Below are 12892 nucleotides of genomic sequence, written 5' to 3'. Positions count from 1 at the left end.
GCATGGCTCCAGGCGCTGACTGCCCATGACGGCCAACCTGCGCCTACGCCTGCTGGTGCTGCTGGTGGTGCCGCTGACGCTGCTGGCCTTGATGGGCGGCTGGTTCGGCTATCGCTCGGCCGACGAGGCCTCCACCCAGCACGACCAGCGGCTGCTGCGCCTGCTGCCCGCGCTGGCCGACTCGGTCCTGGCCCCATCGATCGCCGAGGGCACGCCGCCACTGGTGGCGTTGACGCCGGCCATCGAGGATTTCCTGCGCCAGCGCGGCAACGATGTGGGCTATGCGGTGGGGGATCTGCAAGGCCATGTGGTCGCGGGCGATACCTGGATCCGCTTCGATGTGCCCTCCACGCCGCTGGCCGAGTTCCACAGCCAGGAGCATGACGGCCTGACCTACCGCGTGGCCGTGATGCGCGCGGAAACCTATGGCGCGGGGGAGATGGTGCTGGTCCTGGCCGATGGCGGCGATGTGCGCCAGCAATGGGTGCGCCAGCTGCTGCTGCACGTGCTGCTGCCCAGCGTGCTGCTGATCGCCGGAGCGGGGATCGCGATCTACTGGTCGGTCAGCCGGGCCTTCCGGCCGCTGCTGACGCTGACCCAGGCCGTGGAGAGACGCTCGCCGCGCGATCTCAGCCCCATCCCCGAGCACAGCACGCCCGCCGAGGTGCGTCCGCTGGTGCGTTCGCTCAACCGACTTTTCGCGCTGGTCAATGCACAGACCGAGGGGCAGCGGCGCTTCGTGGCCGATGCCGCCCACCAGCTGCGCACGCCGCTGGCCGCGCTCCAGGCCCAGGTCGAGGCCTGGGCATTGAGCGCCCAGGCCGCGCAGGCCGAGGCCCGGCGCAAGGGCACCGAGGCCCAGGTGGTGCTCGGTGTGACGCAGATCGAACAGTTGCGTGATGCCACGCGGCGCACCTCGCAGCTGGCGCGCCAGTTGCTGGCGCTGTCGCGCGCCGATGCCCGCAGTGCCGAGGTGCAGCCGCAGCAGCAGGTGGACCTCAAGGAAATGTGCGAAAGCATGCTGGAGATGTTCTTCGACCAGGCCAGTGCCAAGGGGCTGGACTTCGGCCTGGACGTCGCGCCGGCCAGCATCTGGGGCCACAGCTGGCTGCTGCGCGAACTGGTGTCCAATCTCGTGGACAACGCCATCAAGTACACACCGGCCGGCGGCAGTGTCACGCTGCGTTGCGGCATGTACCATGGAGTGGCGCAGTCCGGCACAGAGCCTGCGGACTGGGCCTTCCTGGAGGTCGAGGACGATGGGCCCGGCGTGCCCGAGGCCGAGCGCTCGCAGATCACCCAGCGCTTTTACCGCGCCCAGGGTGCCGCGGGCGATGGCACGGGGCTGGGACTGGCCATCGCCGACGAAATCGCCCTGCTGCACCAGGGCAGCCTGGGCTTTGCCGCAGGCGCGCAGGGCAGGGGCCTGCTGGTACGCTTGGAACTTCCATTGCAGATGCCGGCCGTGCTCTCGGAAACAGTAGCAGCGCAGTCAGCAGGCGTGCGATCCTGACGGCTGCGCTCGTGGGGACAGCTTTGTGCGGGACGCCGCCGGGGGCTGTGAGAGAATTACTTACAAATAGTTGATCTGCTTATGTCCGAGTCTGAAGTTCTGTCGCCTTTATCCGCTCCTGGCGCCGATGTCGTTTCCGACGAAGCCGCCCCCGCTTCCGCCCCCACGCCTGCGCGCAAACGCCCCAAACCCGGGGAGCGGCGCGAGCAGATCCTGCAGGCGCTCGCGGCCATGCTGGAGAAGCCCGGCGCAGAACGCATCACCACGGCGGCGCTGGCTGCCCACCTGGGCGTCAGCGAGGCGGCCCTGTACCGCCACTTCGCCAGCAAGGCGCAGATGTTCGAGGGCCTGATCGAGTTCATCGAGCAGTCCGTCTTCACGCTGGTGCAGCAGATCGTCGGACGCGAAGCCGCCGAGGAAGACCGGCCTGCCACCGACGGCATGCGCCAGGCCAGCCGCGTGATCTCCCTGGTGCTGCAGTTCGGCGAGCGTAATCCCGGCATGGTGCGCGTCATGGTGGGCGATGCCATCGTCTTCGAGCACGAGCGCCTGCAGGCCCGCATGAACCAGTTCTTCGACCGCATCGAATCCACGCTGCGCCAGTGCCTGCGTCCTGCGGCGGGTGCACTGGGGTCGTCGGCACCCACGGTGGATGCCCAGGTGGCGGCCAGCGTGCTGACCTCGTTCGCCCTGGGCCGCCTGCAGCGCTATGCACGCTCGGGCTTTCGCCGCCTGCCGACCGAGCACCTGGAGGCCAGCCTGGCGCTGATGGTCTGAGAGTGCCTCGCTCCATGGAAAGCCGCCCGCCTTGTGCCGGCGGCTTTTTTCATGGACATGTCTGTCAAGGTAGAAACTGCCTTCTTGGAGGCAGTGGCCACGCGAGGCGAGAGCGAGGCCCTCAGGCCCCCTACTGCCTGAACGCCGCCAGGCGCGCCGCGAACGGCTCCAGCACCAGGGACTCATCGGGGCCTGTGTGGGCCGCCACCGCGATGTGGACGCCGCCTTGCGCCATCAGCGCCTGCATTTCCGGCTGGGTGACCATGCCGTGGTCCATGAGCGCGTCCACCAGGCCCGTGAAGGCCCGGCGGTGCTCGCGCAGCAGGGTGTGGGCGCGGCGGTACTGGCCTTGCAGCAGCTCCTCGATGGCGGCGTTGCTGGCCTGCACATCGGTGTTGAGGTGGTTGTCAAGCTCCACCGTCACGTCGGTGCGGGACAGGCGTTCGCCGAAACCGTGGTGGCGCACATGGCGCGCGGCCTCGGCCGTGACCTGCCTGTAGTCCTGCTCCGCCCCGGTGGTGCAGGCCATCTCGCCGAACACCAGCTCTTCGGCCACGCGGCCCGCCAGGCCCACGCACATCATGTCCAGCGCATTCTGGCGCGTGGTGGCCTTCAGGCCCGCGAAGCTGTTGTAGCCGCCCTCGAACGAGGCGATGTTGATCTTGACCTCCTGCGGGGCCTGGCCGAACAGGAGGCAATAGACCAGCCCGTGGCCGGCCTCGTGCACCGCGAGCAGGGCCCGGAAATCGGCGTTGGCGCGCTGCTTGAGTCGGTTGAGCTCCAGCGTCACGGCGAAGCGCGCCTGCTGCATCCGTCCCTGGGTATCGGCGCCGCTGGCCACCAGGTGGCGCCTGTCCGGCGCCAGCGCGATGCCGAAATCCTGCGCCAATGGCAACTGCTGCTCCAGCACCCACAGCGCGGCATTGACCAGGTTGGCACTCAGGATGGCATGCACGGACGAGAACAGTGGGCGCGTGCCCTGGGCGGGGAACACCGCATTCGCATACAGCTCGCCGAGCACGTCCTGGCCGATGGCAAAGCGCACGCCGCACTGGGCGGCGATGTCGTCGCAGTACCGTGCGCACAGGTTGCGGATCAGCCGTTCATAGGTGGCCTTGCTGAAGGATGGGTAGATGACATGCTCGTTGCCCAGCCGCGCGATCTGCTCGGGCTTGAAGCGTTCGCCCAGTGCCTTCTTCACGTCGATGAGCGACAGTTTGCGCGTGAGGCGGTGGAAGATGTCGGCGTCGGTGTCGCAGTCCTCCACGCGCTGCGCGGTCTCGTGGTACATCTCGTCGAGGTTGCCGCACACGAAGATGAGCAGCTTGCTGTAGTCGGTCTCCCAGGCATGGTGCGTTTGCTGAAAGCGCATGAACAGCGCCTGGACCTGGGCGGGCGGCCACTGCATGATCTCGGTCAGCGGCTCGTGCAGCTTGAGCATGCGCTTGAGCTCCTGCGCGTCCCAGACGTCGAGCTGGAAGCGGTAGGGCTTCTTGCCGGCGCGCTCGTCCTCTTCGTCATCGCGCTCGGCTTCATAGTGCGCTTCCGCCAGCTTGCGCTCGATGTTGGCCAAGGCGCTCAGGGCCGGTGGCAGCCGGCCATCGGACAGCAGCGTCCAGACATCCTGGTAGCGCTCCACCTTGACGTCGGCGCCCTTGGTGTCCACCGTGCGAAAGCGCTGGAATTCATCCAGCACCAGCACGCCGGGCATGCCCTCGGAAATGCCCGAGTCGCCCAGCATGCCGGAGATGGAGGAGCTGCGGTAGCTGGCGCCGTGGCTGAAGCCGTCCATCTGCACTTCCACGAAGCGGTCGTAGAAGCCCAGTAGCTGTGCCAGGCGCCGCGTCAGCTGGGTCTTGCCCGTGCCGGTGAGGCCCCACAGGCAGACGATGACGGGGCGGCTGATGAGCTGGGGCAGCACATACCAGGCGCGGATGGCGTCGATCACGCGGTCGATCACTTCGTCGATGCCGAACAGTTCGGCCTTGAGCTGTCTTGCGGCATCGGTCAGTGCCTGCTGGCGCTGTATCAACTGCGCGGGATCGACCGGGTGCAGGTGCCGCGGATGTGGCGGCAGGGATGCGGTGATGGCTTGCATTTTCAATCGTTCAGGAAAGGGTTTCTCAGGGCCTTGCGCAAGGCCACGCGGTCCGCGCGGCGCTGGGCCCCGCGGGATCGGATGTGCCTGCCTGCCGCGCTCGACAGGCTGCGCTCGGCCAGCGCCGCAGCCACGGGGTTGCGCGGCGGGCCGCAGTCTTCGAGCCTCAGGACCAGGGGCTGCTTCATGCGGCGCAGCTTCTTGACTTCTCCCAGGGCATAGGCCCGGGACGCTTTTTTGGCACTCATGTGCGTTCCACCAACAAAAAACCCCGGCGGAGTAGCCAGGGCTTGCGCGGCGTGGAAGTGCCGAGGGCCATGGCTGGAGCTGTGCGCGCACAGTCCAGCCGGGGCGGTGGACCGTGGTCAGACGGGTGCGGTGTGGAAGTCAGACATATCGGTGCTCTCCTGAGGTTCATCCTGGCCATGCGCGGGGATGCGCGCCGGATGCCGAAGAAGCGGCCATTGTGGTGATGTGCGCCGGTGTTGGCAACGAAATGCGTTGCAGGGTGGCGGTGGTGTCGCGCCAAACGGACACAGCGGTATGGGCAAGACGGTGTCGCCGATCCGCCGATTGCCCGTCGGCGATGAGGTCAGTCGCGTGGCTAGGTGTTTTCCCCTGGGTGTCTTCGCTGCGACATGCTTTCCATGCAAAATAGCACGAACGTTCGTTTTCATAAGAATTCCGCATGTCCAGCGTTTCCGCCCCACGCCGCACCACCCGTACGCCGGTCGAACCCAAGGCCGGCGCCGCCGTTGCCGAGGCCGCCGCGCCCGCGCCGCGCCGCGCCCTGCACAAGGGCCAGCAGACCAAGGCCACCATCGTCGAGGCGGCCCTCAACCTGGCCACGCACATCGGCCTCGAAGGCCTGTCCATCGGTGCGCTGGCCGAGCTGACGGGCATGAGCAAGTCGGGCGTGTTCGCGCATTTTGGCTCGCGCGAGGAGCTGCAGATCTCCGTGGTCCATGAATACCACGACCGCTTCGAGCAGGAAGTGTTCTTTCCGGCACTCGAGGCGCCGCGCGGCGTGGCGCGCCTGCGCGCGCTGTTCGACAACTGGATGAAGCGCACCTCCATCGAGCTGGACTCGGGCTGCATCTACATCAGCGGCGCCGTGGAGTTCGACGACCGCACGGGGCCGGTGCGCGATGCGCTGACGGCCTCGGTCCAGACATGGCATGCGGCCATGCGCCGCACCATCGTGCAGTGCCGCGAAAGCGGCGACCTGCGTGCCGATGTGGACGAGAACCAGCTGCTGTTCGAGATCCACGGCCTGATCCTGGCCCTGCACTACGAGGCGCGCTTCCTGCGCAACGAAGGATCCATGCAGCGTGCCATCGACGGCTTCGAGAGCATCCTGGCGCGCTACGCCAACCCGGCCTGATTTTTCCGCATCCACCGCAACACCCGACATCACAGGAGAAGACAAATGCCCAGCTACAACCCGCCCCTGCGCGACATGCAATTCCTCATGCACGAGGTGTTCAAGGTCACTGACGACTACCGGCAGATGTCCGCCCATGCCGAGGTGGATGCCGACACCATCAATGCCGTGCTCGAGGAGGCGGGCAAGTTCGCGGCCAATGTGGCCTTCCCGCTGAACATCAGCGGCGATGCCGAGGGCTGCGTGCTGAACAAGGAGACCCATGAGGTCACCACGCCCAAGGGCTTCAAGGAGGCCTACCGCAAGTACGTGGAGGGTGGGTGGCCCGCGCTGTCCTGCGACACGGCCTACGGCGGCCAGGGCCTGCCCTTCGCGGTCAATTCGGCGCTGTACGAGATGCTCAACAGCGCCAATCAGGCCTGGACCATGTACCCGGGCCTTTCGCACGGCGCCTATGAAGCGCTGCACGCCCATGGCACGGAAGAACAGAAGAAACTGTATCTGCCCAAGCTGACCAGCGGCGAGTGGACCGGCACCATGTGCCTGACCGAGCCCCATTGCGGTACCGACCTGGGCCTGCTGCGCACCAAGGCCGAGCCCGTGGCCGGCGCGCCCGAAGGCACCTACAGGATCACCGGCAACAAGATCTTCATCAGCGCCGGCGAGCATGATTTCACCGAGAACATCGTCCACCTGGTCCTGGCCCGCCTGCCCGATGCGCCCCCCGGCTCCAAGGGCATCAGCCTGTTCGTCGTGCCCAAGTTCGTGGTCAAGGCCGACGGCTCGCTGGGCGAGCGCAATCCCATCTTCTGCGGTGCGCTGGAACACAAGATGGGCATCCACGGCAATGCCACGGCCCAGATCAACATCGACGGCGCCATCGGTACCCTGGTGGGCCAGCCGAACAAGGGCCTTCAGGCCATGTTCGTGATGATGAATGCCGCGCGCCTGGGCGTGGGCAACCAGTCGCTGGGCCTGACCGAGGTGGCCTACCAGAACGCCCTGGCCTATGCCAAGGACCGCCTGCAGATGCGCAGCCTGTCGGGCACCAAGGCCAAGGACAAGCCGGCCGATCCCATCATCGTCCACCCCGATGTGCGCCGCATGCTGCTGACGGCCAAGGCCTATGCCGAGGGCGGCCGCGCCCTGGTCACCTACTGCGCCTTCCTGATCGACAAGGAGTTCAACCACCCCGACGAGAAGGTGCGCAAGGACAGCGCCGAGCTGGTGGCGCTGCTGACGCCCATCGTCAAGGCCTTCATCACCGACAACGGCTGGACGGCCACCACCATGAGCCAGCAGGTCTATGGCGGCCATGGCTTCATCACCGAATGGGGCATGGAGCAGTTCGTGCGCGATGCGCGCATCAACATGATCTACGAAGGCACGAACGGCATCCAGGCGCTGGACCTGCTGGGCCGCAAGGTGCTGGGCAACCAGGGTGCCTCGCTCAAGAAGTTCGGCAAGCTGGTGGCCCAGCTGGTGGAGGAAGAGGGCGTCAACGAGAAGATGGCCGAGTTCATCAACCCCATCGCCTACCTGGGCGACCAGATGACCAAGTTCACCACCGAGATCGGCTTCAAGGGCATGCAGAACCCCGACGAGGTGGGCGCGGCGTCCGTGGACTACCTGCGTGTGGCGGGCCACCTGGTGTTCGGCTACTTCTTCGCCCGCATGGCCCAGGTGGCGCTGCGCGAGATCGCCAAGGGCAATACCGACCCGTTCTACCAGGCCAAGCTGCAGACTGCCCGCTTCTACTTCGCCAAGCTGTTCCCCGAGACCGCCACGCTGATGCGCACGGCCCGTGCTGGCAGCAAGTCGCTGATGGACACGGACGCGGCCCTGGCCTGATCCTCGGTTCTCGGCAACGGAGCGCCGGGCCCGCGGCCCGGCCTCCCTCTCAAGGAGAAAGGGGTTTGAAATGAAGGCATATCAAGCACTGGCAGCGATGGTCCTGGGCCTGGTGGCGGCTGCTGCACAGGCGCAGACGACGCCCGTTGGCCTGTGGAAGAGCGTGGACGACAAGAGCGGCGAGGCCAAGTCCGAGATCCGCATTGCCGAGAACGAAGGCGTGGTCACGGGCCGCATCGAGCAGATCCTGCGCAAGGGCGCCGATCCGGCCGCCACCTGCACGGAATGCTCGGACGACCGCAAGGGCCAGCCGCTCAAGGGGCTGGAGATCATCCGCGGCGCCAGGAAGGCCGAGGGCAAGGACGTCTGGGAGGGCGGCAAGATCCTCGATCCCGAGAACGGCAAGACCTACACCCTGCGCCTGACCCCCATCGAGAACGGCGCCAAGCTCGAGGTGCGCGGCTCCATCGGCCCCTTCGGCCGCACCCAGACCTGGGTGCGCGTGCAGTAAACCATTCCGGAGGGTGGCCGCAGCGGCCTCCTTCCTCCCACTTGTGGAACATCCATGTCCCGATTCAATGTGAAGAAAGTCGCCGTGCTCGGCGCTGGCGTGATGGGAGCGCAGATCGCCGCCCATCTGGTCAATGTCAAGGTGCCCGTGGTGCTGTTCGACCTGCCCGCCAAGGAAGGCCCGAAAAGCGGCATCGCCGAGCGCGCCATCGCCAACCTCAAGAAGCTCAAGCCTTCGCCCATCGGCGTGGCCGAGGACGCGGACCTGATCCAGCCCGCCAACTACGAGGAGCACCTCAAGCTGCTCAAGGGCTGCGACCTGATCATCGAGGCCATTGCCGAGCGCATGGACTGGAAGCTCGACCTGTACACCAAGATAGCGCCCCATGTGGCCAAGCTCGCCATCGTGGCGTCCAACACCTCGGGCCTGTCCATCACCAAGCTGTCCGAGGCGCTGCCCGACGCGATCAAGCCGCGCTTTTGCGGTATCCACTTCTTCAACCCGCCGCGCTACATGCCGCTGGTGGAGCTGATCGCCACGCCGACCACGCAGCCCGTGGTGCTGGACCAGCTCGAAGCCTTCGTCACCAGCGGCCTGGGCAAGGGCGTGGTGCGCGCCAAGGACACGCCCAACTTCATCGCCAACCGCATCGGCATCGCCGGCATGCTGGCCACCATGAAAGAGGTCGAGAACTTCGGCCTGACCTTCGACGTGGTCGATGACCTCACCGGCAAGAAGCTGGGCCGTGCCTCCAGCGGCACCTTCCGCACGGCCGACGTGGTGGGCCTGGACACCATGGCCCATGTGATCAGGACGCTGCAGGACAATCTCAGCGCCGAGACCGATCCCTTCTACGCCAGCTTCGGCACGCCGCCCGTGCTGGCCAAGCTGATCGAGCTGGGCAACCTGGGCCAGAAGGCCAAGAAGGGCTTCTACAAGAAGGTCGGCCGCGACATCCTGCAGTTCGAACTGGACAGCGAGGACTACGTGCCCGCCGGCGGCAAGGCCGACGAGGTCTATGGCCGCATGCTCAAGAAGCCCGCCGCCGAGCGCCTGAAGCTGCTGCGCAATGCCGAGGGCGCGCAGGGTCGCTTCCTGTGGGCCATCCTGCGCAACAGCTTCCACTACGCGGCCATCCATCTGGAGAGCATTGCCGAGTCGGCACGTGATGTGGACCAGGCCATGCGCTGGGGCTTCGGCATGAAGCAGGGCCCGTTCGAGCTGTGGCAGGAAGCCGGCTGGCTGGAAGTGGCGAAGATGGTCCAGGAGGACATTGATGCCGGCAAGGCATTGAGCAAGGCGCCCCTGCCCAGGTGGGTCTTCGACGGCCCCGTGGCCGAGGCCGGTGGCGTGCACACGGCGCAAGGATCGTGGAGCCCCGCACTGGGCCAGTTCGTGCCCCGCCGCGTGCTGCCCGTCTACGAGCGCCAGATCTTCCCCGAAAAGCTGCTGGGCGAAGACAGCCTGCCCGACTGGAGGACGGCCGGCACGACGATTGCCGAATCCAAGGCGCTGCGCACCTGGACGCTGGATGGCCAGGTGCTGATCGCCAGCATCAAGAACAAGATGCACGCCATCAGCCCCGAGGTCATGGAGGCCCTGATGGAGGCCGTGGACGTGGCCGAGGCCGACTTCCAGGGCATGGTCATCTGGTCGGGCGACGCGCCGTTCAGCGTGGGCGCCGACCTGGAGGCCACCATGCCGGCCTTCGTGATCGGTGGCGCCGACGCCATCGAAAGCGTGGAGCAGGAGCTGCAAAACCTCATGCTGCGCATCCGCTATGCCCAGGTGCCCGTGGTCGCCGCCATCCATGGCATGGCGCTGGGCGGCGGCTGCGAGCTGGCCGTCTACAGCGCGCGCCGCGTGGCCCACATGGAAAGCTACATCGGCCTGGTGGAAGTCGGCGTGGGCCTGGTGCCCGGCGCGGGCGGCCTGACCTACATCGCGCGCCGCGCGGCCGAGAACGCCGCCACCAGCACGGGCAAGGACCTGCTGCCCTTCCTGACCGAAGGCTTCACGGCCGCGGCCATGGCCAAGGTGGGCACCAGCGCCATCGAATCGCGCAAGCTGGGCTACCTGCTGGACAGCGACCTCATCGTTCCGCACAAGGACGAGCTGCTGTTCGTCGCCATCAACGAGGCCAAGGCCATGGCCGCCGGCGGCTGGCGCCCGCCGCTGCCGCGCAGCTTCCCGGTGGCGGGCCGCAGCGGCATCGCCACCATCAAGGGCTCGCTGGTCAACATGCGCGACGGCGGCTTCATCAGCGAGTTCGACCAGCATGTGGCCAGCCTGATCGCCGAAGTGGTCTGCGGCGGCGACGTGGATGCAGGCACCCTGGTGGACGAAGCCTATCTGATGAAGCTCGAACGCAAGGCGTTCTGCCATCTGATCGGGCATCCCAAAACGCATGAGCGCATTCTCGGAATGCTCAACACCGGCAAGCCTGTCCGCAACTGAGGCAGGCCGAGGAGAGACAAGACATGAAGCAAATCCAAGACGCCTACATCGTCGCCGCCACGCGCACGCCCATCGGCCGCTCGCACAAGGGCTTTTTCCGCAACTACCGTCCCGACGACCTGCTGGCGACCACGCTGAAGGCCGCTCTGGACCAGGTGCCGGGGCTGGACCCGGCCGCCATCGAGGACATCATCTGCGGCTGCGCCATCCCCGAGGCCCAGCAGGGCCTGAACGTGGCGCGCATCGGCGCCGTGCTGGCGGGCCTGCCCACCAGCGTGGGCGGCATCACCGTGAACCGCTTCTGTGCCTCGGGCCTGTCGGCCGTGGCCATGGCGGCCGATCGCATCCGCGTGGGCGAGGCCGATGTGATGATCGCGGCCGGTGTCGAGAGCATGAGCATGGTGCCCATGATGGGCAACGCACCCTCGCTGTCGCCATCGATCTTCGAGCGCGATGGTGACGTGGGCATCGCCTACGGCATGGGCCTGACGGCCGAGAAGGTGGCCCAGCAGTGGAAGGTCTCGCGCGATGCGCAGGACGCCTTCGCGCTGGAATCGCACCGCCGTGCCCTCGCGGCCCAGCAGGCCGGCGAGTTCAAGGACGAGATCACGCCCATAGCGGTCACCGACCGCGGTCTGGACCTGGCCAAGGGCGAGCCCGTGGCGCGCACGCGCACCGTGGACCTCGACGAAGGCCCGCGTCCCGACACCAGCCTGGAAGGCCTGGCCAAGCTGCGCACCGTGTTCGCGGCGCGTGGCTCGGTGACGGCAGGCAACAGCTCGCAGACCAGCGACGGCGCGGGCGCGCTGATCCTGGCCAGCGGCGCCGCCGTGCAGCGCTTCGGCCTCACGCCGCTGGCGCGCTTCGTGAGCTATGCCAGCAAGGGCGTGCCGCCCGCCATCATGGGCATCGGCCCCATCGAGGCCATCCCGGCCGCGCTGCGCTATGCCGGCCTCAAGCAGGACGACATCGACTGGTTCGAACTCAACGAAGCCTTTGCGGCCCAGTCGCTGGCCGTGGTCAACACGCTGGGCCTGGACCCCGCCAAGGTCAACCCCATGGGTGGCGCCATCGCCCTGGGCCACCCGCTGGGTGCCACGGGCGCCATCCGCTCGGCCACCGTGGTGCATGCGCTACGCCGCAAGCAGCTGCGCTACGGCATGGTGACCATGTGCGTCGGGATGGGCCAGGGCGCCGCCGGCATCTTCGAGCGGGTGTAGCACCACCCCCTGAGCGGCTTTGCCGCTTCCCCCTCTCTTGCACGCGGGAGGGGGACGACACCTTCGGTGCGGGGCGGCCCTTCCTCGGTGTCTCTGAGTTGGGCCGCACCGGTTCTGTACCTGGTGCCCTTGCAAATTGCGGCACCGAAAAGGAGACCGCCATGGAACAGCAGCAATTGGTCAGCGACGGCGCCACGCTGGCGCTGCGCGTCTACACGCCCGAGGGGCCGCCGCGCGCCAGCGTGGTCATCGGCGGCGCCATGGGCGTGCGCCAGGCCTTCTACGAGGCCTTCGCCACCTGGCTGGCGGGGCAGGGCTACCGCGTCACCAGCTTCGACTACCGGGGCCACGGCGACTCGCTGCAAGGCCCCCTGCGCGAAGTCCGTGCCGATCTCTGCGACTGGGCGCGCGACTACGAGGCCGTGATTGCCCATGCCAAGGCACAACTGCCCGACCAGCCGCTGTTTTTGGTCGGCCACAGCCTGGGCGCCCAATTGCCCGGCCTGCTGCGCGCGCCGCAGCGGGTGGATGGCCTGCTGAGCGTCGCGGCCGGCAGCGGCTACTGGCGCGACAACGCGCCGCGCCTCAAGCGCATGGTTCCCTATTTCTGGCATGTGCTGGTGCCCGTGGCCACGCGCCTGTGCGGCTACTTTCCGGGCCGGCGCCTGCGCAAGGTGGGGGATCTGCCGGCCGGCGTCATGCTGCAGTGGCGGCGCTGGTGCCTGGATCCGCGCTACAGCGTGGGTGCCGAGGGCGACGCGGCGGCGCGCAGCTATGCGGCCGTGCGCTTTCCGGTGATGGCGCTGTCCATGAGCGACGACGAACTCATGACCTTGCGCGGCACCCGGCACCTGTTCGCGCTGTACGCCAATGCGCCCAGCCATATCGAGCACATCGAGCCGAAATCCCTGCAACTGCGGCGCATAGGACACTTCGGATTCTTTCGCGCCGAAATGCGTGAAGCACTCTGGAGCCGGGCCGAGGCCACGCTCGCGGCCTGGGTGAAGAAGCCCGTGCCGGCAGGCGAGTACCCGCGCTTTCCCTCACTGTCGGAGTCGCCGGCTTGACGGACGCGGGCGCC

10 protein-coding genes are annotated in these 12892 nt (G+C 67.4%); 8 read left to right on the top strand and 2 right to left on the bottom strand.

Translation table 11 applies throughout. The features are described from left to right. Positions 1 to 25: 25 nt before the first annotated feature. Positions 26 to 1513, top strand: coding sequence for a sensor histidine kinase (locus tag L1Z78_RS24220; protein WP_234638882.1), 1488 nt, complete (start codon positions 26 to 28; stop codon positions 1511 to 1513). 81 nt (positions 1514 to 1594) lie between these two features. Next, positions 1595 to 2290, top strand: coding sequence for a nucleoid occlusion factor SlmA (gene slmA / locus L1Z78_RS24215; protein WP_234638881.1), 696 nt, complete (start codon positions 1595 to 1597; stop codon positions 2288 to 2290). A gap of 130 nt (positions 2291 to 2420) precedes the next feature. Here slmA and L1Z78_RS24210 read toward each other — a convergent pair whose 3' ends face one another. Further along, complete coding sequence (locus tag L1Z78_RS24210) at positions 2421 to 4388, bottom strand: AAA family ATPase (protein ID WP_234638880.1); 1968 nt, start codon at positions 4386 to 4388, stop codon at positions 2421 to 2423. Positions 4389 to 4390: 2 nt separating this feature from the next. After that, entirely contained in the window at positions 4391 to 4636 is a 246-nt protein-coding gene (locus L1Z78_RS24205) for a hypothetical protein (RefSeq protein ID WP_234638879.1), read from the bottom strand. A 440-nt stretch (positions 4637 to 5076) separates the two neighbouring features. On the opposite strand from L1Z78_RS24205, the gene L1Z78_RS24200 reads away from it, so the two are divergent. The 6 genes from L1Z78_RS24200 to L1Z78_RS24175 all read left to right on the top strand — a co-directional run bounded on the left by L1Z78_RS24200 (position 5077) and on the right by L1Z78_RS24175 (position 12878). Further along, positions 5077 to 5772, top strand: coding sequence for a TetR/AcrR family transcriptional regulator (locus L1Z78_RS24200; protein WP_234638878.1), 696 nt, complete (start codon positions 5077 to 5079; stop codon positions 5770 to 5772). A gap of 45 nt (positions 5773 to 5817) precedes the next feature. Further along, a complete protein-coding gene (locus tag L1Z78_RS24195) occupies positions 5818 to 7623 on the top strand; it encodes an acyl-CoA dehydrogenase C-terminal domain-containing protein (RefSeq protein ID WP_234638877.1) in 1806 nt (601 codons plus the stop codon). Between the two features lie 70 nt (positions 7624 to 7693). Further along, positions 7694 to 8134, top strand: a complete 441-nt coding sequence (locus L1Z78_RS24190; protein ID WP_234638876.1) for a DUF2147 domain-containing protein — start codon at positions 7694 to 7696, stop codon at positions 8132 to 8134. A 54-nt stretch (positions 8135 to 8188) separates the two neighbouring features. After that, positions 8189 to 10591 carry a 3-hydroxyacyl-CoA dehydrogenase/enoyl-CoA hydratase family protein gene (locus L1Z78_RS24185; protein ID WP_234638875.1) on the top strand — a complete coding sequence of 801 codons (2403 nt, stop codon included), beginning with the start codon at positions 8189 to 8191 and terminating at the stop codon, positions 10589 to 10591. A gap of 23 nt (positions 10592 to 10614) precedes the next feature. Beyond that, positions 10615 to 11811: an acetyl-CoA C-acyltransferase gene (locus L1Z78_RS24180; RefSeq protein WP_234638874.1), complete on the top strand. Its 1197-nt coding sequence runs from the start codon at positions 10615 to 10617 to the stop codon at positions 11809 to 11811. A gap of 161 nt (positions 11812 to 11972) precedes the next feature. Next, on the top strand, positions 11973 to 12878 hold the full coding sequence (locus tag L1Z78_RS24175; protein WP_234638873.1) for an alpha/beta fold hydrolase: 906 nt from the start codon (positions 11973 to 11975) through the stop codon (positions 12876 to 12878). The last annotated feature ends 14 nt before the right edge of the window (positions 12879 to 12892 follow it).

Source organism: Delftia tsuruhatensis, from assembly GCF_903815225.1.
Lineage (GTDB): Bacteria > Pseudomonadota > Gammaproteobacteria > Burkholderiales > Burkholderiaceae_C > Comamonas > Comamonas tsuruhatensis_A.
This window is presented reverse-complemented; position numbering and strand designations above follow the sequence as displayed.

Bases quoted from the DNA above. Each gene is read 5' to 3' on its own strand.
- L1Z78_RS24185 (WP_234638875.1), top strand. From the start codon at position 8,189: ATGTCCCGATTCAATGTGAAGAAAGTCGCCGTGCTCGGCGCTGGCGTG.
- slmA (WP_234638881.1), top strand. From the start codon at position 1,595: ATGTCCGAGTCTGAAGTTCTGTCGCCTTTATCCGCTCCTGGCGCCGAT.
- L1Z78_RS24220 (WP_234638882.1), top strand. From the start codon at position 26: ATGACGGCCAACCTGCGCCTACGCCTGCTGGTGCTGCTGGTGGTGCCG.
- L1Z78_RS24210 (WP_234638880.1), bottom strand. From the start codon at position 4,388: ATGCAAGCCATCACCGCATCCCTGCCGCCACATCCGCGGCACCTGCAC.
- L1Z78_RS24190 (WP_234638876.1), top strand. From the start codon at position 7,694: ATGAAGGCATATCAAGCACTGGCAGCGATGGTCCTGGGCCTGGTGGCG.
- L1Z78_RS24195 (WP_234638877.1), top strand. From the start codon at position 5,818: ATGCCCAGCTACAACCCGCCCCTGCGCGACATGCAATTCCTCATGCAC.
- L1Z78_RS24180 (WP_234638874.1), top strand. From the start codon at position 10,615: ATGAAGCAAATCCAAGACGCCTACATCGTCGCCGCCACGCGCACGCCC.
- L1Z78_RS24175 (WP_234638873.1), top strand. From the start codon at position 11,973: ATGGAACAGCAGCAATTGGTCAGCGACGGCGCCACGCTGGCGCTGCGC.
- L1Z78_RS24200 (WP_234638878.1), top strand. From the start codon at position 5,077: ATGTCCAGCGTTTCCGCCCCACGCCGCACCACCCGTACGCCGGTCGAA.
- L1Z78_RS24205 (WP_234638879.1), bottom strand. From the start codon at position 4,636: ATGAGTGCCAAAAAAGCGTCCCGGGCCTATGCCCTGGGAGAAGTCAAG.